Annotated in this window: 20 protein-coding genes and 3 pseudogenes; 18 read left to right on the top strand and 5 right to left on the bottom strand. The window is 39.9% G+C overall.

The features are described 5' to 3' along the window. From JV16_RS15420 to galE, 12 genes and pseudogenes are all read left to right on the top strand, one after another. The coding region (locus JV16_RS15420) for a transposase (RefSeq protein WP_042533668.1) at positions 1-265 on the top strand (265 nt) is incomplete at its 5' end. Positions 266-289: 24 nt separating this feature from the next. Next, positions 290-937 (top strand): glycosyltransferase family 4 protein, encoded by a 648-nt coding sequence (locus tag JV16_RS13815; RefSeq protein WP_152616132.1) that lies wholly within the window; start codon positions 290-292, stop codon positions 935-937. Continuing rightward, positions 924-2,003, top strand: a complete 1,080-nt coding sequence (locus JV16_RS13810; RefSeq protein WP_042536363.1) for a beta-L-arabinofuranosidase domain-containing protein — start codon at positions 924-926, stop codon at positions 2,001-2,003. Before JV16_RS13815 ends, JV16_RS13810 begins: the two co-directional genes overlap by 14 nt. Next, complete coding sequence (locus tag JV16_RS13805) at positions 1,984-3,048, top strand: Ldh family oxidoreductase (protein ID WP_006322441.1); 1,065 nt, start codon at positions 1,984-1,986, stop codon at positions 3,046-3,048. The genes JV16_RS13810 and JV16_RS13805 overlap by 20 nt, the downstream gene beginning before the upstream one ends. A 135-nt stretch (positions 3,049-3,183) precedes the next feature. Beyond that, a pseudogene (locus JV16_RS13800) lies at positions 3,184-4,328 on the top strand (IS110 family RNA-guided transposase). A gap of 517 nt (positions 4,329-4,845) precedes the next feature. Continuing rightward, on the top strand, positions 4,846-5,697 hold the full coding sequence (locus JV16_RS13795) for a sugar phosphate isomerase/epimerase family protein (RefSeq protein ID WP_006322444.1): 852 nt from the start codon (positions 4,846-4,848) through the stop codon (positions 5,695-5,697). Further along, entirely contained in the window at positions 5,690-6,493 is an 804-nt protein-coding gene (locus JV16_RS13790) for a sugar phosphate isomerase/epimerase family protein (protein ID WP_006322445.1), read from the top strand. The genes JV16_RS13795 and JV16_RS13790 overlap by 8 nt, the downstream gene beginning before the upstream one ends. Beyond that, the gene (locus tag JV16_RS13785) at positions 6,490-7,818 is read left to right on the top strand and encodes an alkaline phosphatase family protein (RefSeq protein WP_035020721.1); all 1,329 of its coding nucleotides are present in this window, start codon (positions 6,490-6,492) and stop codon (positions 7,816-7,818) included. Before JV16_RS13790 ends, JV16_RS13785 begins: the two co-directional genes overlap by 4 nt. Before the next feature lie 17 nt (positions 7,819-7,835). Continuing rightward, on the top strand, positions 7,836-9,149 hold the full coding sequence (locus JV16_RS13780; protein WP_042536359.1) for a phenylacetate--CoA ligase family protein: 1,314 nt from the start codon (positions 7,836-7,838) through the stop codon (positions 9,147-9,149). 16 nt (positions 9,150-9,165) lie between these two features. Continuing rightward, the gene (locus tag JV16_RS13775; RefSeq protein ID WP_042536357.1) at positions 9,166-10,569 is read left to right on the top strand and encodes an alkaline phosphatase family protein; all 1,404 of its coding nucleotides are present in this window, start codon (positions 9,166-9,168) and stop codon (positions 10,567-10,569) included. A gap of 34 nt (positions 10,570-10,603) precedes the next feature. Next, positions 10,604-11,854 (top strand): MFS transporter, encoded by a 1,251-nt coding sequence (locus tag JV16_RS13770; RefSeq protein ID WP_052481270.1) that lies wholly within the window; start codon positions 10,604-10,606, stop codon positions 11,852-11,854. A 21-nt stretch (positions 11,855-11,875) separates the two neighbouring features. Then, positions 11,876-12,886 carry a UDP-glucose 4-epimerase GalE gene (gene galE, locus JV16_RS13765; protein WP_042536355.1) on the top strand — a complete coding sequence of 337 codons (1,011 nt, stop codon included), beginning with the start codon at positions 11,876-11,878 and terminating at the stop codon, positions 12,884-12,886. 300 nt (positions 12,887-13,186) lie between these two features. Here galE and JV16_RS13760 read toward each other — a convergent pair. Together JV16_RS13760 and JV16_RS13755 are read right to left on the bottom strand one after the other, a co-directional pair. Beyond that, positions 13,187-14,464 (bottom strand): annotated as a pseudogene (locus tag JV16_RS13760) (IS4 family transposase); the annotation flags it as partial. Between the two features lie 813 nt (positions 14,465-15,277). Next, positions 15,278-15,475, bottom strand: a complete 198-nt coding sequence (locus tag JV16_RS13755) for a hypothetical protein (protein ID WP_042536353.1) — start codon at positions 15,473-15,475, stop codon at positions 15,278-15,280. A gap of 110 nt (positions 15,476-15,585) precedes the next feature. Between JV16_RS13755 and istA the strand changes: the two genes are divergently transcribed. Next, positions 15,586-16,788: an IS21-like element IS5376 family transposase gene (istA, locus tag JV16_RS13750; protein WP_042536351.1), complete on the top strand. Its 1,203-nt coding sequence runs from the start codon at positions 15,586-15,588 to the stop codon at positions 16,786-16,788. After that, a pseudogene (gene istB / locus JV16_RS13745) lies at positions 16,785-17,538 on the top strand (IS21-like element IS5376 family helper ATPase IstB). The gene istA and the pseudogene istB overlap by 4 nt, the downstream one beginning before the upstream one ends. A gap of 970 nt (positions 17,539-18,508) precedes the next feature. Here the strand turns inward: istB and wecC are convergent. Beyond that, positions 18,509-19,780 (bottom strand): UDP-N-acetyl-D-mannosamine dehydrogenase, encoded by a 1,272-nt coding sequence (gene wecC / locus JV16_RS13740; protein ID WP_052481268.1) that lies wholly within the window; start codon positions 19,778-19,780, stop codon positions 18,509-18,511. Positions 19,781-19,797: 17 nt separating this feature from the next. Next, positions 19,798-20,349 carry a sugar transferase gene (locus JV16_RS13735; protein WP_006322490.1) on the bottom strand — a complete coding sequence of 184 codons (552 nt, stop codon included), beginning with the start codon at positions 20,347-20,349 and terminating at the stop codon, positions 19,798-19,800. Positions 20,350-20,396: 47 nt separating this feature from the next. On the opposite strand from JV16_RS13735, the gene JV16_RS13730 reads away from it, so the two are divergent. The 4 genes from JV16_RS13730 (at position 20,397) to JV16_RS13720 (ending at position 22,295) form a co-directional block, all read left to right on the top strand. Beyond that, positions 20,397-20,960, top strand: coding sequence for a helix-turn-helix domain-containing protein (locus JV16_RS13730; protein WP_042536346.1), 564 nt, complete (start codon positions 20,397-20,399; stop codon positions 20,958-20,960). Beyond that, positions 20,953-21,456 (top strand): IS630 family transposase, encoded by a 504-nt coding sequence (locus JV16_RS13725; protein WP_244463835.1) that lies wholly within the window; start codon positions 20,953-20,955, stop codon positions 21,454-21,456. Before JV16_RS13730 ends, JV16_RS13725 begins: the two co-directional genes overlap by 8 nt. Before the next feature lie 321 nt (positions 21,457-21,777). Next, positions 21,778-21,966 (top strand): transposase, encoded by a 189-nt coding sequence (locus JV16_RS16210; protein WP_152616133.1) that lies wholly within the window; start codon positions 21,778-21,780, stop codon positions 21,964-21,966. Beyond that, on the top strand, positions 21,963-22,295 hold the full coding sequence (locus tag JV16_RS13720) for a transposase (RefSeq protein WP_006322495.1): 333 nt from the start codon (positions 21,963-21,965) through the stop codon (positions 22,293-22,295). Before JV16_RS16210 ends, JV16_RS13720 begins: the two co-directional genes overlap by 4 nt. A gap of 295 nt (positions 22,296-22,590) precedes the next feature. Here JV16_RS13720 and JV16_RS13715 read toward each other — a convergent pair. Next, positions 22,591-22,854: transposase (locus tag JV16_RS13715; protein ID WP_042533668.1), on the bottom strand; the 264-nt coding region annotated here is incomplete at its 5' end.

The following is a 22,854-nucleotide window of genomic DNA, read 5'->3' as shown; positions in this document are numbered from 1 at the left end:
CAAAGACGAGCAACAGGCGAAACGACGTTTGGAGTCTTGGATTCATCGGTATTCGTTTTGTCCTTGTTCGGTTGTGCGCGCGATTGCAAAAGCGCTCGTCAAGCGAACAGAAGAAATCGTTTCTTGCATTTTATCCCCTTACTCGAATGGGAAAATGGAAGGAACGAATAACAAGATCAAGCTGATCAAACGTCGGGGATATGGATACAGAAATATCCAGCGTTTTGCATTACGGGTTCGGTTAGAAACGACTAACATACTTTAATGGCAGGTGCAAGTACATCTTTTGGTGATGAACCTAAATATTAACATTTCAAGACAGAAGAAAGGTGTATTTACTATCGGTTATAACGGTGGATTATACGATGATGTGGTTACAGAGACTTTTTTCAAAGGATTTCGACAATTTATTAATAACTATCATCTTACTCCAGATCATGTAAAACTAAGTATTTATGGATATTTACGTGATCCCCAAGTTCAGGAAAAATGGAAAGATATCAGTGAGTATGTAGAATTTCATGGATTTATTGAACATAAAGCCAGTATTCAAGCACTTTATCAAACAGATGTATTACTATTATTAACACGTGTTGGTCCTCATAATTCTGATTATGATAATTGTATTCCAGGTAAAACGTTTGAGTACTTACGAAGTGGACAACCCATTTTACATGTTGCCCAAAAGGAATGTTTTGTGTCAAATATTATTCGAGAATTTGAACAAGGGGTTAATGCTTTTCAAATCGAGGATGTTATTGAAGCGCTGAATAAGTTATATACAGATTGGAAAGCGGGTCAACTTATAAACCGAGTAGATCCTAGAATTTTATTATTTGAGCGCCGCGAATTGACAAAACAGCTTGCGGATGTTTTAGATCACGTGACGGCCTATCAACACTTGGGAGAGAGGAAGGTGACTGGTGAACAAGTATAATCAAATTCTACAAGATGCGGTATCTTGGCTTAAGGAAGCTCAAGATAGATCAGGCAGTGATGGAATTGCGGGATGGTACGATTTCAGAAAACAGCAATATTCTGCGGCTTACCCCGAGACGACAGGATATATTATAGGAACCCTTTTACGTTACGGACAGGCATATGAGGATGAAGAAGCTATTTCACGTGCAATTAGGGCTGCAAAATGGTTAATCGAGATACAGGATCAAGAAGGTTGGATTCCTGCAGGTTTAATTGATGCAAAACAAGGACCAGCTGTGTTTAATACTGGAATGGTATTACAAGGATTATTAGATGTTTATGTCTATACAGGAGACAGTTATTTTTTAAGTGCTGCATGTAAAGCGGGAGATTGGTTGTTACATCATCAAGAAGAAAACGGTGCTTGGATTGAAACTTCTGCATATACTGACCGTGAGTCACTAGCTTACCATGTTTTAATTGCATGGGTATTGTTTCGTTTAACTGAGATAGTGGATGATCCGCGATACTGCAAAGCTGCAGAAAAGAATGTAGATTGGTGTCTTGAATTACAGTGGGAGAATGGATATTTTGAAAAAAATCATCTTGGACGCTTTCGTTATGCTTTGACGCATACCATTGGATATGTATTGCAAGGTTTGGCAGAAAGCTCGGTTTACTATCGAAAAACAGATTGCCTACATGCAGTAGAGAAAGTGCTTGTACAAATTGATACTTTAACGGACGAGGATGGTTTTTTATCGGGGGAAATTGATAGTTCATGGAAACCGATTCGATCATGGGCCTGTTTGACAGGAAATGCTCAGATTGCGGGTGTAGCTATGAGAATGAGAGTGTTAGGTGCCCGCTCATTTGAACATTTAGCCAAGCGATTGAATCATTTTTGTTGTCAAGTCTACGGAGCATATGCTAGTAAACGACCGGCAGGGTTACATGGATGCCATCCTGTTGTTGAAGATGGCTATATGTTCAGTCGTGTACCTAATTGGGCTGTAAAGTATCTTATCGATAGTCTTATGCTTGAATTAGGGGGAGGGAAATATGACATTTGCCATACATAGAGTTAAAGTAAAGGATTTACTTGCGTTTGCACAAGAGGTGTTACAGAAAGCAGGTTTAGAATTTGAGGATGCAGCAATAACGGCTGATGTACTAGTTGCTGCCGATGTATGCGGTATTAGTTCTCATGGTACGGGATTACTACCAACATATGTGCGTAGGCTTCAGCAAGGAGGGATTCGTGCTGAAGCTAAACCAAAGGAGGTATGGAGAAAAGCAGGTCAACTCCTAGTTGATGCCTATGGAGCAATGGGACCTGTCACGGCTGTACAAGCTGTACACGAGGTTCTGACAAGTGCTAAGCGGTACGGTGCTGGGTTGGTGATGGTGAAAAACAGTAATCATATCGGTATGTTGGGTTATTACAGTAGAATGATTGCCGAGCAAGGTTTGATTGGCATCGTTCTAACGAACTCTGGGCCAAATGTTGCAGCATGGGGTGGTGCTGAGCCAGTACTTGGAAACAACGCTCTGTCTGTATCCGTACCGGGCAGAGACGAACCGTTATTTCTACTTGATATGGCAACAGGAGAAGTCGCGTGCGGACGTGTGCGTTTGGCTGCTCAATCAGGTGAAAAGGAAATCCCAGAAGGATGGATTCTGGATGCTAAAGGTCGTCCAAGCACTGATCCTCAAGATTTTATCAACGGTGGTGTAGTGTTACCGTTTGGTAAGCATAAAGGATTTGGAATTGGTATGTTAGTCGATTTATTGACAGGTGTAATGAGTGGTGGGCTTTTTGCATCAAAAGTGAGAAGACAGCGCGAAGATTATGCCAAAATCGCAGGATCTTCACATACTTTTATTGCTTACGACGTTACCCAGTATATGTCCCTTGAAACATTTATAGAAAGAGTCGAGGAATGGATTCATATCATTAAGTGCACAAAAAAAGCAGATGGGTTTGATGAAATCTTAATTCCAGGTGAACGTGAAATGAGAACAAAACGAATTCGAGAATCTGAGGGTGTGCCATTTGAGGAGAAGCAGCTTGTTCCTCTCATTCAGATTGCAGAAGAATTAGAGATTGAGCATCCTTTCTCATAAAGGAGCATTCCTGTAATGAGGAAAATGAGGTTTGAAACAAAAAAAGTCCCCTTGGTATGATACAGGGTGTCAAGGACTTGACCCCTAACTAATAAACCAAGGAGGACCTGATATGAATTATAACCGAATTCGAAAATTAGGCAAATCACTGAACACACGTTAATCATTGGCGTTGATATCGCGAAACACAAACACGTGGCAAGAGCTCAAGATTACCGGGGATTCGATCTATCGAAGGCCGTTATAGTTGAAAACTCAAGAACAGGGTTTCAAACGTTTTTAAATTGGGTACACACCTTGATGAACCAACATGAAAAAAGAGATGTCATCGTAGGAATGGAGCCAACCGGACACTATTGGCTGAATTTCGCTTACTTCTTACAATCACATGACATCCGATGTGTCACCGTGAACCCGATGCATGTGAAACGAAGTAAAGAGTTGGATGATAATTCTCCGACGAAAAACGACGTGAAAGATGCGAAGGTCATTGCCCAGCTCGTAAAGGATGGTCGATATTCGATCCCGATTCTTCCGGAAGGAGTTTACGCGGAATTACGTGAAGGAATGAAACTTCACGACATGGTGATGCAGGATCTACATGCACTTCAAGCCCAAGTGCACAATTGGCTGGATCGCTATTTTCCGGAGTTTCTTACGGTGTTTAAAGATTGGACCGGAAAAGCAGCGCTGCAGATTTTAAAAATGGGATGTCTTCCAAAAGAAATCGCAAAGATTCCATCCGAACGGCTTCTTTGGGAAGTGAAGAAAGTGGCCAACCGGGCAGTCGGAATGAAGCGAATTGAGCAGTTAAAAGAGGTGGCAAAAGCCTCCATTGGGCTTCAAACGGGCACTCAAATGGCCAAAGAAGAGTTGCGTTATTTACTCGAGAAATACGAGTATTTAACTCATCGTCTAAATGAACTTGAAAAGCAGTTAAGCGAAATGGTTCAAACAATCCCAGGGGCCAAAGAGATGTGTGAGATCAAAGGCATCGGAGAAATGACGGTTGTCGGCTTTTTCGCTGAAGTGGGCGACATCAACCAATATCATCATCCACGCCAAATCATCAAACTGGCGGGGCTGAACCTAAAAAAGAATGAATCCGGTCAACACAGAGGAAAAACGATAACCCATTAACCGGTAAGCAGTCTCTTGTCGCTTTATGTAGTAAACTCATTCGAATCTTATTCGTCATTGGTCGACGTCAAATTTCGTTCAGTGAAGAGAAAATGATACAAGATATTCCACACTTAAAGACATTGCAGGAAGTCGCTTAACCTGAAAACACGTATCAAAGATAGACATCAGAAGCACGGAGAAGTCGGGCGTTATCACACCATACGGGCTTAGACCCAGTAAAGGAGCATATTCCGACCTCCACCTCATGGATAGGCTGAACGAAGGAATGTAGGAGCGAAGGACTCCGTGAGACATGGGAGGGTACACCGCCATGAGACAAGTGGAGATCCATTGGTGCGATCATAAGGAAATGTCCTCCATTTTCAAAAAATTGGATGATGGAGTTTGTTCCACTACATTCTATCTATCCAAAAATTTATAAATATTCAATATATATAAGTTGAAATTTTGTTTTACATCCAGCCGATCACTCGCCACGTTATATCATAGTCGACTTGTATGGAGATAAATGTAGAAACGAAAAAATCGGAAATTCTTTATTGCAACTTATATATATCCTTATTTCTGATGTCTACAAAACGTCTATGTTCATGAAAATCGAAGAAATTCAAAGAAAAAACGAGAAAATCGTTATTTTATAGAGGGAGGGTTATTATGAAAAAATCTATTTTTTCCGATGAAATTTCAGAAGATCTGTCTGAAGCAATTGATTTGGCTGTAAAGTATGATATAGAAGCGTTAGAATTACGTAATGTGTGGAATAAAAGCATTGTTGAAGTTAGTACATCGGAATTAGGTGAAATTAAAGCACGGATGGAAGAAAGTAATTTGTCGGTCTCCTGTATTGCTACGTTTGCCTTCAAGTGCCGCTACGATTCAGACAGTGAATTTCAAGAAAGTATGGATATTATTAAAAGAGGTTTAGAAGCTGCACAATTTCTTAATGCTAGGGTGTTAAGAGTATTTACGTTCTGGAAGCCGAATTTTGAAGTCAGTCTCGAAGAACTTGCAGAGAAAATGCGGCCTGCGGTTGAGTTGTTTCGTAATACAAACGTAATACTGGGAATTGAAAACGGTTCCCGTACTATAGTGGGCTCAACTCGTGATATCGGGGCGCTAATTGATATTATTAATGAGCCGTTTGTAGGTGTGGTTTGGGATCCTGGTAACTGTTTGTTTGGCGAACGTGAGAGCGACCCATTTCCTGAAGGCTATTCCCATATTCGTGGTAAAGTTGCACATCTCCATATTAAGGATGTAAAAGTAACTCCAGAAGGTCCAAGATATGTAGAACTGGGCAAAGGAGATATTGATTTTAGAGAAATTTTGAAACAACTAAAGAGAGACGGGTATGAAGGATATGCTTCGATTGAAACACATTGGCGTCCTAATTTTCATTTTACACGCCAGGAGCTTGATTTGCCTTATGCACATATTTCCCGTGAAGGATACGAAGCTTCTGAAATTTATTTGTCTAAATTCCGGGAGATGTGGCCAGGTGCCTAAATTGGGATTATTTACGAAATTATATCGGAATTATCCATGGCAGCAGGCAGTTAGAGATGCCTGTGATCTTGGATATGATGCACTCGAATGGATGGGGCGCTCTCCTCATTTGAATCTTAATAAAACAGCTGAAATACACGAAATTAAGCAAATGGTAAAGCAGAATGGCTTATCGATTTGTGCTATTGCTTTATATGAATGTAAAGAGATGACAACCAAAGGTTGGACAACAGAAGAAATAGATAAGTTTAAACGTGTCCTTGAAATAGCTAGTTATTGGGAATGCCATCTTCTGCGATTTGGGCCATCTAAGCCATCACCACAGGAAGCGAGAGATGAACATTGGTACAGGGCAACAGAAGTAATGCAGCAGGCATGTGAACTAGCATTATCTTATGGTATTGAAATTGGGCTTGAGATGCATGCAGGGTATCTAATTGAAAGTCCTGAGGCAGTCATTCGTTTAATTAGGTTAATTAATTTACCAAATGTAGGAATTGTTTTTGATCCTGCCAATTTGATATGTGCAGGTCTGGATTATAAAGAAGATGTAATCCTGAAAATTGCTCCTTATTTGCGTCATGTACACATTAAAGATATCAAGCACACTATCAGCGGTTTTCAGCATCAGTTACTAGGACAAGGAGATTTGGATCTTAAAGCCGTACTTAGAGGGCTTCTTATGATCGAGTATGAAGGTACAATTACAGTGGAGTCGCATGTGGCAGGTGATCCACGCTATATTGCCGAACATGAGAGGAAAGTTTTATTGCATACATGGGAGGAATTGGTGTGAAAGTGGTAGTTATGGGATTGGATGGAGCATGTTGGAGATTGTTGGATCCCTGGATAGCCAGTGGGGAATTGCCGCATCTGGCTAAACTACGTCAACGTTCATTATGGGGGGATCTAATCAGTCAGCTACCGCCTGTTACTTGTCCAAACTGGAAATGTTATTCTACTGGTCAAAACCCAGGTAAACTGGGTGTTTATTGGTGGCAGATGATAGACCGAGATAAGAGAAAGATCAAAGTTCCTAATTCCCTATCTTTTCATGGGAAGGATTACTGGGAGTATCTTAGTAAGAATGGAAAGCGCGTTGCTGTTATTAATATGCCGACCACGTTTCCGCCAAGTCCAGTAAACGGGTATTTTATATCGGGTCACCCGATACCTGATGCGGAAAATCAAAATTATACTTATCCGGTAAGCTTAAAGCAAAAGTTATACCAACGGTACAACTATCGGATATATCCTCAATCTAAGGTATGTAGAAAATCAACGCTTGAAACACCTGAAATCCAGGATACGTTGCGTTTGATTGATGTCCGATTTGAAACTGCCTATGATTTATTGGTTGAACATGACCTTGATTTTGTGCATGTAACGACTTTTGATATCAATGTATTGCAGCACTTTTTTTGGTCAGGGGAACAAACATTAGAAGGATGGAAACGGATAGATCAGCACATTCAACGCTTTATGGATTTAGGAGTGGTTTTGATATTGATGTCAGATCATGGAAGTGCACCGATTGATTTTACTTTCAATATTAACGTTTGGCTACAAAAGCATGGTTATCTCCGTATTCATAAAGATAAACTAAAAGATTGGCAATTTGTCTCCCATTCACAACCGGGTAAAGAAGAGTTGATTGATTGGGAAAATTCACAAGCAGTTGCTACTAGTCAAGGTCCAGTTTATATTTTAAAGCATCCGTCACAACCAGATTATGAAAAACTACGCCAAGAATTAATGAGAAAACTGTCAGAAGTAAAAAACCCAGAGACAGGTGAACCAATTGCAGAGCGTGTCTATTTACGTGAGGAGTTGTATCACGGACCGTATCTTGATCAAGCACCTGATTTATTAGTTCAATTTAGGGATGGTTATGATATTAAAGACCGTATGGATGGTACAGAACTATTTACCCAGCCTCAGCATTGGCGTGCAGGCAATGCGCGTAACGGTATGTGGGTACTTTATGATCCAAATGCTTCTTATTCTCCTACCAAGATAGAGGGTGTGAACATCATTGATCTTGCTCCTACAATATTAGAATTGTTTAATTTGTCAAAGCCAGAGAATATGGATGGACAGAGTATTTTTGATAAGTTTTAGAAGGAGGTAAACTATTCATGATTGAGATTTCAGACTTTAAAAATCAAATCCTTAATCGATATGAACACTTTAAGTCTATCGAAAAGGATGAAACAAAGCTCTATAATGTTCAGAGTGAGCGCTTACAACATTTATTGTTGAATGCAATTCGCAATGTACCAGTTTACAAAGAACTAGGGATCACAGAGGAGCAGATTAAATCCAATCCGTATAAAGCTTTGGAAGAATTTCCGCTAATAACTAAACAGAGTATATTAGAGCGTTATAATGATCACGTATCTGACGAAATCGATGTAGATACTTGTTTTTCAACTAAGACTTCAGGTAGCACTGGAGTCCCATTTATTTCAATTAAGGATCAAGTGCACTTGGTGCAAGGGATGAGTAACATTATGAAGATACTAAAGGATCGCGGTTTGGAAGAAGGAACTCGCATACTTAGAATTGCTGGACGTGTGAATGGGTTGAAAGAAAAGACTGTTGAATATGGAGGTGTGTTTCGTATAGCATTTATTGGTATAAATAGCCCTCTTGAATTAATTGATCCTAAAATGATTCGTCAAGTAGTAGAATATCGTCCAGAAGTAATTAGTGGTCATGGTTCTGAAATCTTGCTTCTCTACAAGTTGTTAGAAATACACGATTTATTAGAAGGATTAAGCAAAGTTCGATTAATTATTTGTGGCGGAGAATCCTTATCTAAATCAACACGTACGTTCCTAGAGAAAGCATTCCAAGCACAGGTGGTCGATTGTTATGGGATGCAGGAGATTGGAGATATTGCTTTCCAGTGCCCAGAATATCCTGAATATTACCATATTAACGAAGAGTCTGTATATCTTGAGTTGGTTGGTGCTAATGGGGAAAGATTAACGGAAGGGGAATACGGTGAATTTGTAGCGACAAATCTATTAAATACAACAATGCCATTTATTCGTTATCGTACAGGAGATTTCGGAATGATTTCAAAAGAGAAATGTAAGTGTGGCCGCAAAACGAGGGTTATCAAAATGATAGATGGACGAGAAATGAATCCGATTGAGCTTGGTAATGGTGATTTGTTGAATCCGTATGTACTTAAGCGTCAACTAGAAGATATTAAAGTTGCACAATATCAGATTGTACAAGATAAACCGGGGCAGGTTAGGTTAAATGTGGTGCTCGGACAAAACACAACTGAGCAAGAGGTACGAGATTATGTTGCAAAACTACATGACTGGCTGGGTAAAGAAACTGAAATTATTCTTCGCTTCTGCGAAATTGAAGATATTATAAGTCCAAATGGAAAAGTAAAAGCCTTTTTGTGTCGAGTTCCACAGAAATTAAAGTAAAAAGGTGATATAAAAAATGAGTGAACGTACAAAATTAATAATTATTGGTTTGGATTGTGCAGAACCTGATTTAGTTTTTGACATATGGAAAGGGGAATTCCCAACTCTAGAGAGATTAATGAACACGGGACAGTATTCTCGAATGAAAAGTACAATTCCACCGATTACTGTCCCTGCATGGACAGCTATGGTAACCGGCTTGAACCCAGGGCAGCTCGGGTGTTATGGCTTCCGGAACCGCAAAGATTACAGCTATGATGGATATTCTTTAGCATACTCTAATACTATTAAGGCAAAGAGGGTTTGGGAAATATTAGGGGAGCACGGGTTGAAGTCAATTATACTAGGCGTTCCGCAAACCTACCCTGTTCAACCTGCTCCAAATACTTTGCTTGTAAGTTGTTTTTTGACACCTGATACCGAGCATACATATACGTATCCGCAGTCGTTGAGTCAAGAGATTGCCGGAGTGATAGGAAAGTACCAGTTTGATATTAAAAATTTCCGTTCATCGAATTATGATGAAATTTTACAAAGTGCTTACAATATGCTAGATCAAAGATTTAAACTGGCAGAGCATTTAGTTACAACAAAAGAATGGGATTTTTTTATGATGGTAGATATTGGGTTAGATCGAATTCAGCATGCTTTCTGGAAATTTATGGACAAAAAACATGTGCTGTATGAAGAAAATCCGCAATATGCTGACGTGATCTATAATTACTACCAACGCATTGATAAGCATATTAGTCAGCTTTTAAAAAAGATTCCGGGTAATGCGAGGGTAATGGTAGTTTCTGATCATGGCGCTAAGCGAATGGATGGTGGTATCCGCATTAATGAATGGCTCATTCAAAAGGGGTATTTGAAACTTAAATCATACCCAATTACAAGGACTAGTATTCATAGTGCAGATATTGATTGGGCAAACACGAAGGCATGGGGCGACGGTGGATATTATGGGCGTATTTTTTTAAATGTTCGTGGGCGTGAGCCTGAAGGATCTCTCGCTCCGGAGGAATATGAAGAGTTCCGCAATCGATTAATTGAGGAGTTAACGAACATTAAAGATCCACATGGAAGAGAAATTGGAACTAAAGTCTTTAAGCCGGAGGAAATTTACGGGGAATGCATGAACATTGCACCTGATTTGATTGTCTATTTTGGTGATTTATATTGGCGCTCGATCGGTAGTATCGGAGATAAAGGGATTTGGACTTATGAAAACGACACTGGACCGGATGGTGCTAATCACAGTCAATACGGATTGTTTATCAGTGCGGTTAATCAGGCTGACTTTATGAATAATGACACGGGTGAACGAGAACCTATTGAAATTTATGATATAGCCCCGTCTATTTTGAAACATTTTGGAATTGCTGTACCAACTGAGATGCGGGGAAGGGCTATTTCTCTTTAGCCCTTCCTGAGGTGATTAAAGAGAGGGAATGAAGATGAGGATTCAAAATCGGAAAAGCTTTCTAAAATATGCAGTCGGATTGTTTTTGGCGACTTTTGGGTCTGGAGTATATTTTATCGCATCTACATGGATGCTCTATGATTTGACCGGGGATGCGACTTATACCGGGTTATTTGTGGGAATTGGCTTTTTGCCTGGACTTTTGTTGAATTTGTTTTTTGGTACTATTATAGATCGCTTTAACCGTAAATTATTAGCCATTTTATCCAATCTTGTGGTTACTGCAGCTACTGGAATCTTCCTAGGATTAATGCAGATTGGTATTTTACATGCCTGGACCATTATAGGACTACATATAATTGTTCAACTTTCTGTCTCACTATACAGACCAGCGACTCAGGCATTTTTGGCTGAAATTTTTGATAAAAATGAGCTTCCAAAAGTATACAGCTATACTGGAGCTATTGGAGAAACGGGATCACTGATTGGAGCGACTTTAGGTGGAATAATATTATCGTTTATCAATCCTAAATATGCGATTTTGTTTAACGGGATTGCCTTCCTTGCTTCAGGTATTTTACTTTTTCTAATTCCGCATGTGAATCAAGAGAAAGTCTTGAATTCAAAACTTAAGAAAAGCTCCGTTATAGCAGATTTCATCGACGGATTTCAATATTTAAAGGCACATCCTTTTTTGATTCAATTATTTGTGATAATGTTTGTTGGGCAGTTAGTGTTGCACAGTAGTAATGGTCTACTATCAATCTATGTAGCGGATTTTCTTAAAAAAAGCACTTCTTTATATGGAATTTTGCAGAGTACCTTATCTATCGGTAATATTGTAGGCGGAGTTTTGACAACATGGTTCTTGTTAACTTTTAAAAACAGAATATCCATTTACTCCCTTACGACTGTGTTTATCGGTCTTTTTCTTCTTACTTTCGGGTCATATCTACCACTTGCTTTTACGGGTGTGTTTTTGATTGGTCTGGGTACTACTTGGCTTAGAGTACTGATGCAGTCCATTCAGCAGATTGTTACCGATAAAACCTACCATGGAAGAATGGCTAGTTATCGAATGGTCATTAATCAAGGTTCAGTGGTTGTTGGAGCACCGATTTTAGGGGTAATAGCAGAGAAATATGGTGCAAACGTTTCATATGGTGTCTTGCTGATTCCTGTGTTTATGGTATTATTGTTTGCCGTTTATTTTGCAAAACAAAAACAGTTTGTAAATGTGATTCAATCAATTACTCAGAAAGAAAAAAAACAGAATGCTGGGTAAACAGATGTCAGGGGGAATTTTATGGCTATCCTCATTACTGGTGGAGCAGGATACATTGGAAGCCATACCTGTGTAGAGTTGTTGAATGCAGGATATGAAGTTATTGTACTAGATTCTCTTTCTAATAGCAAAGCTGAATCATTAAAACGTGTAAAAGAAATTACAGGAAAGGAACTTAAATTTTATAAGACCGATTTGCTTAATAGACGTGAACTGGAAATGGTTTTTATAGAAAACCATATTGATGCAGTGATTCATATTGCCGGTCTTAAAGCGGTTAGTGAGTCGATAAAAGTCCCTCTTCGCTACTATCATAATAATATTATTGGTACGTTGATTCTATGTGAGGTTATGCAAAAATATGGCGTTAAGAAAATTGTATTTAGTTCTTCGGCTACGGTCTATGGTGTACCCAAGCGTGTGCCAATTTCCGAAAATTTTCCGCTTAGAGCAACTAATCCCTATGGACGAACAAAATTAATGATTGAAGAGATGTTACGGGATTTGTATGTTGCTGACAATAGTTGGAGCATATCCATTTTACGTTACTTTAATCCTGTTGGGGCTCATCCAAGTCGGCGAATTGGTGAAGATCCTAATAGTGTTCCTAAAAACCTAATGACTAATATTACTCAAGTGGCTGTTGGAAAATTAAAAGAATTAATGGTGTTTGGTAATGATTATCCAACTGTTGATGGGACAGGGGTTCGCGATTATATCCATGTTGTTGATCTCGCAATTGGACATTTAAAAGCACTTGAAAAAGTATTGGAGACAACGGGTGTCGATGTATATAACCTTGGTACAGGAATAGGGTATAGTGTTCTTCAGATTATTTCTATATTTGAAAAAGTAACAGGTGTAAAAATTCCTTATAAAATTGTTGAACGTCGATCAGGAGATGTGGCGATCTGCTATGCAGATCCAACAAAAGCAAAGAAAGAATTAGGATGGGTAGCTAAAAGAGAAATTGAGGAAATGTGTGCAGATTCATGGGGTTGGCAATTAAATAACCCAAACGGTTACGAGTAAAGCTTATTATTAACTGTAAACGAGCAATTACATTACAGTAATTACCATATTATAAAAAACAAACGAAAGTTCCCCTATGCATTTACAGCTATTCGACAGCGCGGCTCTTCGAATCAGTCTTTACGATTCACAGGTAAAGTGGGGATTGGCCCCATACCCGTCAAGTTAGCGGTATAAAATTTTTTAGGATGATACGCATGTTCGAAAAATCAATCAAAGGATGAAGAGAAAACCAAATGCTGGGCATGCCAAATAACCCTCAAGAAGAGGGTTATTTGGCATTTATATCCATAACCCACACTACCATATCCCCAATTTCTTTAAAAGATCCGATACCGTTTCCTCTCCTTTCCTTCGGTCTTTCCTCGCGTGTTTCCTTAACAGAGACAGGAGAGATGGAAGGGAGGTTTCCATCGCTTGGGGATGCAAAAGAAACCGATGCCAATACGATTGGAGGATATTAAGCGCTTTCCATTCACTGATCTCGATTCCCTCCCGTTGATGCCAATACCTTCGGGCTTGGAACAGAAGAGTCTGCGTGACTAAAATGGCAATCAATGTCCCATATAAGTGGCATTCGAATCGTTCCTTCTTCATCTTTTTGACACGGTCAAGGTCAAATAAGGATTTCCAGCCCTTAAATAACAGCTCCACTTGCCAGCGCAGCGAATACAGCTCATAAACTTGTTGCGCATCAAACGATTCTTGTGGTAAATTGGTCAGTAAGATGTGATATTTCTTTTGTTCAAGGGTTTGGCGTGACAGCGCCTTCCCTTTCTTTTTTTCCTTTTTCCGCACGTACGCCAGCCGTTTTTCCCATTCTTCCGCCGTGAGACGGCGAAAAATCAGACGCGGAACATACAGGCGTTGGTGTCCGATATACACGTGTTCCACTTCCACGGCTTCCTCCTCGCCCAATCGATTTCCTATCGATTCCCAATCCCATTCGTGCCACTCCCCGTCCTGTTTGATATAGACTTTGATATCGGAACGCAACCGGGTAATATAATAAGCACCTCGAGCATCGATCTCCGCCAGCGTGGCGAGTGAAAAAAACCCCAGATCCCGAATGCAAAGGTCATTCGGTAAAATCGTGTGCTGGGTATGATAAGCAAAGCGGGCATCGGAATCATTGGCCTGTTGGACGCACAGCTGAAGACAGGTTCCCGATAACAGCTCATACTCAAATTGGATTTTGGCGCCAGATGAAACCGAACCTTGATAGTCCTCATCATAGTCGGCCGGAAGTAAAAAACTGGTAGAGTCTAAGATCCGCAGACGGGTGAAACAAGCGCGATACGTCTCGGTGATGGAAGAGAGTGCCGGACGTTGATGCATCAGGAGAGTAAAAAAGACCTCTTTTAAAAACGCCACGGCACGAGGCGTAAACCGCTGATTCAGTCCTTCATTCGAGAGAGAGCAATCATGCCAGAGCGCCAAATCGGCACACAACCGCTGAAGCGACTGACAGGCGAGCGATCCGTCTCCCCAAGCACATAGCGTCAGAAAGGCTTCCGCTGTTAATGAACGCTGCCGCTGAATGAATCCGACTTTCCGTGCCAGACGGGTCAGTTCTTCAGAGGAGAAGAGTTAACGAATCGTTCTTATCCATGCCTTCATCTTTTTTGCCATCAAAAAATAATCCTTTCCAACGATGATTTTCGTTAGAAAGGATACCATGTTTTTGGCGCTGAAAAAAGATCAAATTCTTAACTTGATGGCTATGGGGATTCTCCCTTTCCACACAGGAGACTGAATATTCAGTCTCCTGTGTGGAGAAAATCAGTCCCCTATCAATTCAAATCCATTTCAGAGAAACCCTACCCCATTTACATTACACAAAATTCTTGACGGTACCACGAGATATGAAGAATTTGAACCATGCAAGAGTTGCCTAAAAAAATGATTAAAATTCCCTCTAGCTTGATAAGAAATAAAATGAGCTTGACGTGAAATCTGGGGAACTTGACGCGGGGAAGAAAAAACTTGTCAGGGAAATTCAAGGATTGTCTTTAATTTAGAGGATTAGATAATTTCGAGCTTGACAAAAAATAAAGGAAACTTGATGTAAACTTCAAAAAACTTGACATAAGATGAAATAAATCTAAAGACTTTTACATTATAAAAATCCCCAACTAATTATTTTCTTAAAACCCCCATTTCTATTTTCGGGAAGTTGCTTTTTAATTTGCTTGCTTAGTTCTTTCTTTCTATTCCAAAAAATTATGGGAATAGCAAATTTAATAACATCCTTGAATTTTGCATTATATCAAGGGTTATAGACTCAATAAAATCATATATGTAAATAATGGGGACGTTGATGAAGTGTGAGTGCGATTCACCTCCTTGTCTATCAGTATTCACATCATAGACAAGGAAAGAAGAAAATATTCAGCTCACTTTATGATGTGGCTGAATAGTTACCGATACTACCCTTAAATCAATTCTATATATCAAAAATTTTAATTCGTTTAGGAAATAACTATTAGCTGGAATAGATAAAAGTGTTAATACAATAATATAAAATGCAATTTTATCTTTTCTTAATAACATTAAAAATAATGTTGTAAAAATTAATAATACTCCCACTCTTAGACCTCTTCCTATTGTTAAAGCCGATGATAAAATCCCCAATATAGCCGGAATAAAATTCCCCACTTACAATAGAACCATAGTGTCAACGAGAGGAGCTATGGTTCATGATTACGAGAGGGGAATTTTTTATGATCAAAGAGATGTATGAAAGGGGAATGAGTATTTCCGATATTGCGAGGGAATTGGGGATCGATCGGAAAACCGTCCGAAAATATATTCACTCCCCCAATCCTCCTTCCAAATCCAAGCGAAAACAAAGAAAAAGCAAGTTAGATCCATTTAAGCCGTATCTTCAAAAACGAATGTTAGAAGATGGGGTGTTTAATAGCGAAAAGTTGTTTTTTGAAATTCGACAACAGGGCTATACGGGAGGAAAGACGATTTTAAAAGACTATATGAAACCTTTCCGAGAGACGGCGAAAAAGAAATACACCGTTCGTTATGAAACGCTTCCTGGCGAACAAATGCAAGTCGATTGGAAAGAAGTTGGGGAGGTCGTGATCGAAGGGAAAAAAGTCAAGTTATCGCTATTTGTGGCCACGTTAGGCTATTCGCGGATGAAATACGCGGTATTTACGACCAGCCAGGATCAGGAACACTTAATGGAATGCCTGATTCAGAGCTTCAAGTACTTTGGCGGGGTTCCGAAGAAGGTGTTATTTGACAATATGAAGACCGTTACAGACGGGCGAGAACAAGGAGTGGTGAAATGGAATCAACGATTTTCCGAATTTGCGAGTTACTATGGATTTATTCCAAAAGTATGCCGGCCTTACCGGGCCCAGACAAAGGGAAAAGTCGAACGAGCCATTCAGTATATTATGGATCACTTCTATGTAGGAACATCGTTTGAAAGCATCGAAGAATTAAATTTCCTTTTACATCGTTGGCTCGATCAAGTGGCGAATCGGAAGCCAAACGCCACTACCGGCATTCCTCCGCAAGAGCGTTGGGCCGAGGAGTCACTCAAGCCTCTTCCGTTGAACGATTACGATACGAGCTATCTTTCCTATCGGAAGGTGCATTGGGATGGCAGTTTCTCCTACAAAGGGGAACAATGGCTCTTATCGGCGGAGTATGCGGGCAAAGAAATTCTGGTGAAGGAGCGATTAAATGGAGATATTCGATTGTACTTTCGAGGGGAGGAGATTTCTCACGTGGACCAACAGAAAAAAGTGATTTCATTCGCCGAAAAAATAAAAAAGAAACAGACGGAAATGGCCGCCACCATTTCGCCTGTTTCGGTGGAAGTGGATACTCGTCCATTGTCCGTTTATGCCGCATTCCTGCGAGGGGAAAGCTCATGAAAGAACGAATACACGAGTATTGCCACCGACTCCATTGCCTGTCATGGCGGAACGATGGTCCGCCATGGCAGAATACGCAGTACTCATAATATACCATATTCGGAGTTTTTATTCCGCTTATTAGAGGCAGAAATCGTCGAAAAACAGGAACGATCGATCCAAACGCTCATCAAGCTGTCCAAACTGCCATATCGCAAGACGATCGATACGTTTGATTTTAACGCACTTCCTTCCGTGGATGAGCGTCGGATTCGAGAGCTGCTTACCTTATCGTTTATTGATCGAAAGGAGAATATTCTTTTTCTCGGTCCGCCGGGGATTGGAAAGACGCATCTGGCTATTTCGATTGGAATGGAGGCGATCGCAAGAGGGTATAAAACGTATTTTATTACCGCCCATGATTTGGTCACTCAGTTAAGAAAAGCCGACCAGGAAGGAAAGTTGGAGAAAAAGCTTCGTGTCTTTGTGAAGCCAACCGTTCTCATTATTGATGAAATGGGGTATCTAAAACTGGACCCGAACAGCGCTCATTACTTATTTCAAGTGATCGCCCGGCGGTACGAGCATGCCCCGATTATCCTCACCTCCAACAAAAGCTTTGGGGAATGGGGAGAAATCGTGGGAGACTCGGTTTTGGCGACAGCGATGTTAGATCGATTACTGCATCATTCCATCATTTTCAACCTAAAGGGGGAAAGCTATCGATTGCGGGAAAAAAGGCTCCAACAAGAAAAACAGAAGGATCAATGAGGTCCTTCTGGGGAATTTTAAACCGGCGATTTTGGGGAAAAAATAATCGGCCTTGACACCTATATACAATTATAAAATTAATGAATTTGAGTTAATATTTTGGACACAACAATAAAGTTAAGTTTTTTCTTGCTTAAGTAAGCAAGTTAATTCCATTTCAATAGTGCTAGTTTGCCATAGAGCCTCTATAACCATGATTCACAGCCAAGAAACTAGCTGGTCAACATTTTTGCTCTATAACAAAAGCTATCATGCCACCTCTCCATGTAAAACAATGAAGTTGGTGCATTAAGCCAACCTAAGTCAGTATAGACTGTCTTCCTTTGTTTATCTTCTATGGCTTGTGGTGTCTTATATCTGAGTTTACTGTGTATTGTGGATAGTTATATCATCCTTTAATAAATTGAAGTAGGGCTAAATTAGATACTTTAAAGTCCATATAGTTACATGATTGGCTTCTTCTTTTTTCAAAATAGCGTATATAGGCAAGATCATATGGACAACCTTTTTTAATTAAATGAGTGCTTGATTTTTTAGAGTGAACGCTATTCTATGAATCTTTCAATGGTATATTGAATACCTAAATTGGTATACAATACTAAACCCGATGGAGTTTTTGAGTGACGTATGCGTTTTCCAAAGCCTTGATTGACCAAATCTGTTGTCATAGAACAAGATTTTTTGGATGAAGATCCATGACAGAAGCAAGATATAACACCAATCATCTTTTTTCGTATGAATATAGGTGATATCGGTGACCTATTTTTCATTAATCATCTTAGTTATGAAATCCCATTTCAGTAGATTTTCACGTTCCACCACACTTGCTGAGCTCGTGTGAGGACGGAATTTCTTTTTAGCAATGGATTGAATCCCTACTTGCTTCATGAAACGTTGAACACGCTTCAAATAAAAAGGTGTTTCGAATAATTTAATATAATTTTCTTGAAGGTTTTATCGATTGGCATTTTTAAATTATCATCGATACCTCTATATTACTTGTTATTGGGAGCACCCCACGCGTGTCAATAACAATTTTATTCAATAGCGCTTTCTTATCTATTACTTTAAAATAATCATGATCCACTAATAAGACAACTACATCAGCTTTCTCAATCGCATCCTCTGTTTTTACAAGTCGGACATTCAATTCTAGTAAATCTTTTGGAAGCTCCTCAATATGTGGCTCAGCTACATATATAGTTTGATCATAAATAGCAGATAATTCTTTTACAATTTTCACCGCTGGGCTTTCTCGCAAATCATCCACGTTTGCCTTAAACGCTAAACCTAGGCATGCAATCGTTGGGTTTTGCAGATTTTTCGTTGCTTCTTTAATTTTTTCAATGACAAAATACGGTTTGGAGTCATTTACCATACGAGCTGTTCGAATAAGTTTTGCTGTTTCAGGAGCTGCATCCACGATAAACCAAGGGTCGACCGCTATGCAGTGTCCTCCTACTCCAGGACCTGGCTGCAAAATATTTACACGTGGATGATGATTTGCTAAATTGATTAACTCCCACACATTAATGTTGAGCTCATCACAAATCATGGACAGTTCATTTGCAAACGCAATATTTACATCACGAAACGCATTCTCTGCTAATTTAGATAGCTCTGCCGTTCTCGCGTTCGTTTCTAATATTTTTCCTTTTACAAAGCTCTTATAAAATCCAACTGTTCTTTTCGTCGATTCCTCATTAATTCCACCGATAATACGATTATTTTCAATTAACTCTTTTAAAATTTTCCCTGGGAGAACTCGTTCTGGACAATGAGAAACAAATATACGGTTTTCACGATTTTCATCGATACTCAAATCTTCTCTCTCTTCTAAAATCCATTCTGCGACTTTCTCCGTTGTTCCAACAGGGCTTGTCGATTCTAAAATAACAATATTTCCTGGTTCTAAGTAAGGAGAAATGGATCTTGTTGCTTGTTCCACATAAGTCAAATCTGGTTTATGATTTTCTTTAAACGGCGTCGGAACAGCAATAATAAAAACATCTGCTTTTTCAGGTATAACAGATGCTTTTAAATTCCCGCTCTCTACCGCTTTTTTGACCATTATATCTAAATCAGGTTCATAAATATGTACTTGCCCATTATTGATTAACTCAACTGCTTTTTCGTTAATATCAACTCCATGAACTTCAAATCCGTTGTTCGCTAACACAGTCGCCGTCGGTAATCCAATATATCCCAACCCAATCACACAAACTTTTTTCATTTTATACATTCCTCTTTTCTTAAATTTTAATAGGCACTATTTGGTTTAATCATGATTTTAATTGTTTTGAGTATAATTTTTAAATCATACAAAATCGAACGTTCACGAATATATTTTAGATCCAGTTCCACCATCTCGTTGAATCCTAAATCATTTCTCCCACTCACCTGCCAAAGTCCCGTACACCCCGGTGTTACAAGCAATCGCTGTTTATCATACTCCGTATACTGCGCTACTTCCCTCGGCAGAGGTGGACGTGGGCCAACAAGACTCATTTCCCCTTTTAATACATTCCATAATTGCGGGAGCTCGTCAATGCTCGTTTTACGAATGAATCTTCCTACCTTCGTCACCCGAGGATCGTTTTTCATTTTAAACATGGCACCAGATACTTCGTTGTACTTCAGAAGTTCCTGTAGTTTTGTTTCGGCATCGGTCACCATCGAGCGAAATTTGTACATATAAAACTGTTTTCCGTCTTTTCCAACTCGTATTTGTTTAAAAAACACTGGACCTTTTGGGTCTTCTATATACATGCACCTTAAAACCATGACTTCTGTATGAACACCTTTTTTCATGGCTATACTGCTCCTAAATATTTCTATACAAAAGGAGCGGAATTGGCATGAAACGTTTGAAAATCACAAATGATCACGGTTGGACGCCTCGAACACTTCGGAAACAAGAACGGAAAATCAAAGATGCTTCCCTTCGCGTTCGGGTGACCGCTGTTCGTCTTGTCATGGAAGGTCATCTCGGTAAAGATGTGGCCAAAATGGTCAACGTATGCCGTCAATCCGTTGCCATCTACGTTGCACGGTTTAATCAAGGTGGGCTCGATCATCTACTCGATCGTCGGTTGCCGCCTGGCCGTGTGCCGTTTCTTACGGAAGAACAACAACAAGAAATTAGACAACTCGTGTTAACCACCACACCTGTGGATGCTGGCTGGGGCATCGCTTCATCATGGAACACGCGCATTTTACAATCTTACATTCAACAAACCTATGGTGTTTCCATGTCACGGGAAGGGATTCGCAAGTTGTTGCATCGTCTTCGTTTGTCATGGACACGTCCGACTTACAAGCTAGTCAAAGGAGACGCCAAGCGTCAAGCTGCCTTTCAAAAAGAACTTGAATTTATAAAAAAAACTAATTACCGAGAATGTCACGCTGTTTTATGTGGATGAGACACATGTTCGTGCTTATCAAGCGCTACGTACGACATGGGCAGAAGTAGGAAATCAAAAACAAGTGCCAAGCTACGGTCATCATGACCACGTTTCTATTTTTGGCGCCGTCGATGTTCAACAAGGCGATGTGGTGTTTCATCGTGCATCATCCGCCAATGCCGAAACGTTCCTTGACTTTTTGCGCCGATTGAAAGAGAAATATACGGACCGATTCATCGTGCTTGTGTTAGACAATGCGCGTATTCATCATGCCAAGATGGTGCAAGCCTTTCTTGATGGCGAGGAAGGCGATGCTTTTCATTTCATCTTTTTGCCACCGTATTCTCCACAGTTAAATCCGATTGAACGGCTGTGGAAGTGGTTGAAAGATGAAGTGATTGCCAACGTTTTTCACAAGGATCAAAATGACATTGCCCAATCCATTACTCGCTTTGAACAGTACGTTCTACAACACCCGGATGAGGTGTTGAGCCGCATCGGGTGTACTGCGTGAACCAGAGGTTAAAATTTTAAATTGGATGTATATATATCTTTAACCGGGAAGTTAGAATATGTATTAACATTTAATGGCTTGGTTCTCTGCTTCCTAACAATTTATATATATAAACCTATGATGCTAGTTGGGCGTCAGTCCGAGTGTGACAAGTGACCAGCCAAATGCCATCAAATGCGATTGTATTTGATAATCTAAAATTGAGCCACTTTTCAACGGTTCGATCACATAAATCTCCGTTTCCGACCTATAAGCTCGTCAAAGGGATCCAGTGCTTCAAGCAGCCTTTGAAAAAGAACTCGAGTTTATAAAAAAAAACTAATCACGGACGAAATCGTTCTTCTTCATGTCGATGAGACGCATGTTCGCGCGTATCAAGCGCTTCGTACGACATGGGCAGAAGTAGGCAACCAAAAACAAGTCCCGAGCTACGGTCACCACGCTCACGTGTCCATTTTTGTCGCAGTCGACGTGCAACAAGGGGACGTCGTATTTCATCGTGCTTCATGACGTTTCTAGACTTTTTACATCTGTTGAAAGAGAAATATGCGAATCGATTCATCGTGCTTGTGTTGGACAACGCGCGTATTCATCATGCCAAGATGGTGCGAGCGTTCCTTGATAGTGAAAAAGGTACTACTTTTCACTTTATCTTTTTGCCACCGTATTCCCCACAGTTAAACCCTATTGAACGGCTATGGAAGTGGCTAAAAGATGAAGTCATTGCCAACGTCTTGCATAGAGATCAAAAAGACATCGCCCAGTCGATTACTCGGTTTGAACAGCACGTCTTACAGCACCCAGATGAGGTGTTACGCCGCATCGGGTGTGCTGCGTGAATCAGAGGTTAAAATGTCAATTTGGATGTATATATCAATTGTTTGGGATTGCACTTACCATTTGCGAATATCCCCTACTTCTTCACTTTCTAGGATCTTGATTCCTTGTTCATTAACTATATCTATATACTTTGCGCTACTTTCAATATAAAAAGCAATATAATTATACTTAATATCCTTATAAGAAAAACTGTTTGTAGATTCTGATGTAGTGTTGCCGTATATAATTTTTACTGTATTTTTATTTAATTGGATATCTTTGGTTCATCACCAAAAGATGTACTTGCACCTGCCATTAAAGTATGTTAGTCGTTTCTAACCGAACCCGTAATGCAAAACGCTGGATATTTCTGTATCCATATCCCCGACGTTTGATCAGCTTGATCTTGTTATTCGTTCCTTCCATTTTCCCATTCGAGTAAGGGGATAAAATGCAAGAAACGATTTCTTCTGTTCGCTTGACGAGCGCTTTTGCAATCGCGCGCACAACCGAACAAGGACAAAACGAATACCGATGAATCCAAGACTCCAAACGTCGTTTCGCCTGTTGCTCGTCTTT

The organism is Anoxybacillus ayderensis (assembly GCF_000833605.1).
GTDB lineage: Bacteria > Bacillota > Bacilli > Bacillales > Anoxybacillaceae > Anoxybacillus > Anoxybacillus ayderensis.
The sequence above is the reverse complement of the archived record's forward strand: the minus strand, read 5'-3'. Positions and strand labels throughout refer to the sequence as shown.

Bases quoted from the DNA above. Each gene is read 5' to 3' on its own strand.
- JV16_RS13805 (WP_006322441.1), top strand. From the start codon at position 1,984: ATGACATTTGCCATACATAGAGTTAAAGTAAAGGATTTACTTGCGTTT.
- JV16_RS13795 (WP_006322444.1), top strand. From the start codon at position 4,846: ATGAAAAAATCTATTTTTTCCGATGAAATTTCAGAAGATCTGTCTGAA.
- JV16_RS13780 (WP_042536359.1), top strand. From the start codon at position 7,836: ATGATTGAGATTTCAGACTTTAAAAATCAAATCCTTAATCGATATGAA.
- JV16_RS13775 (WP_042536357.1), top strand. From the start codon at position 9,166: ATGAGTGAACGTACAAAATTAATAATTATTGGTTTGGATTGTGCAGAA.
- JV16_RS13770 (WP_052481270.1), top strand. From the start codon at position 10,604: ATGAGGATTCAAAATCGGAAAAGCTTTCTAAAATATGCAGTCGGATTG.
- galE (WP_042536355.1), top strand. From the start codon at position 11,876: ATGGCTATCCTCATTACTGGTGGAGCAGGATACATTGGAAGCCATACC.
- istA (WP_042536351.1), top strand. From the start codon at position 15,586: ATGATTACGAGAGGGGAATTTTTTATGATCAAAGAGATGTATGAAAGG.
- wecC (WP_052481268.1), bottom strand. From the start codon at position 19,780: ATGTATAAAATGAAAAAAGTTTGTGTGATTGGGTTGGGATATATTGGA.
- JV16_RS13735 (WP_006322490.1), bottom strand. From the start codon at position 20,349: ATGAAAAAAGGTGTTCATACAGAAGTCATGGTTTTAAGGTGCATGTAT.
- JV16_RS13730 (WP_042536346.1), top strand. From the start codon at position 20,397: ATGAAACGTTTGAAAATCACAAATGATCACGGTTGGACGCCTCGAACA.
- JV16_RS13720 (WP_006322495.1), top strand. From the start codon at position 21,963: ATGACGTTTCTAGACTTTTTACATCTGTTGAAAGAGAAATATGCGAAT.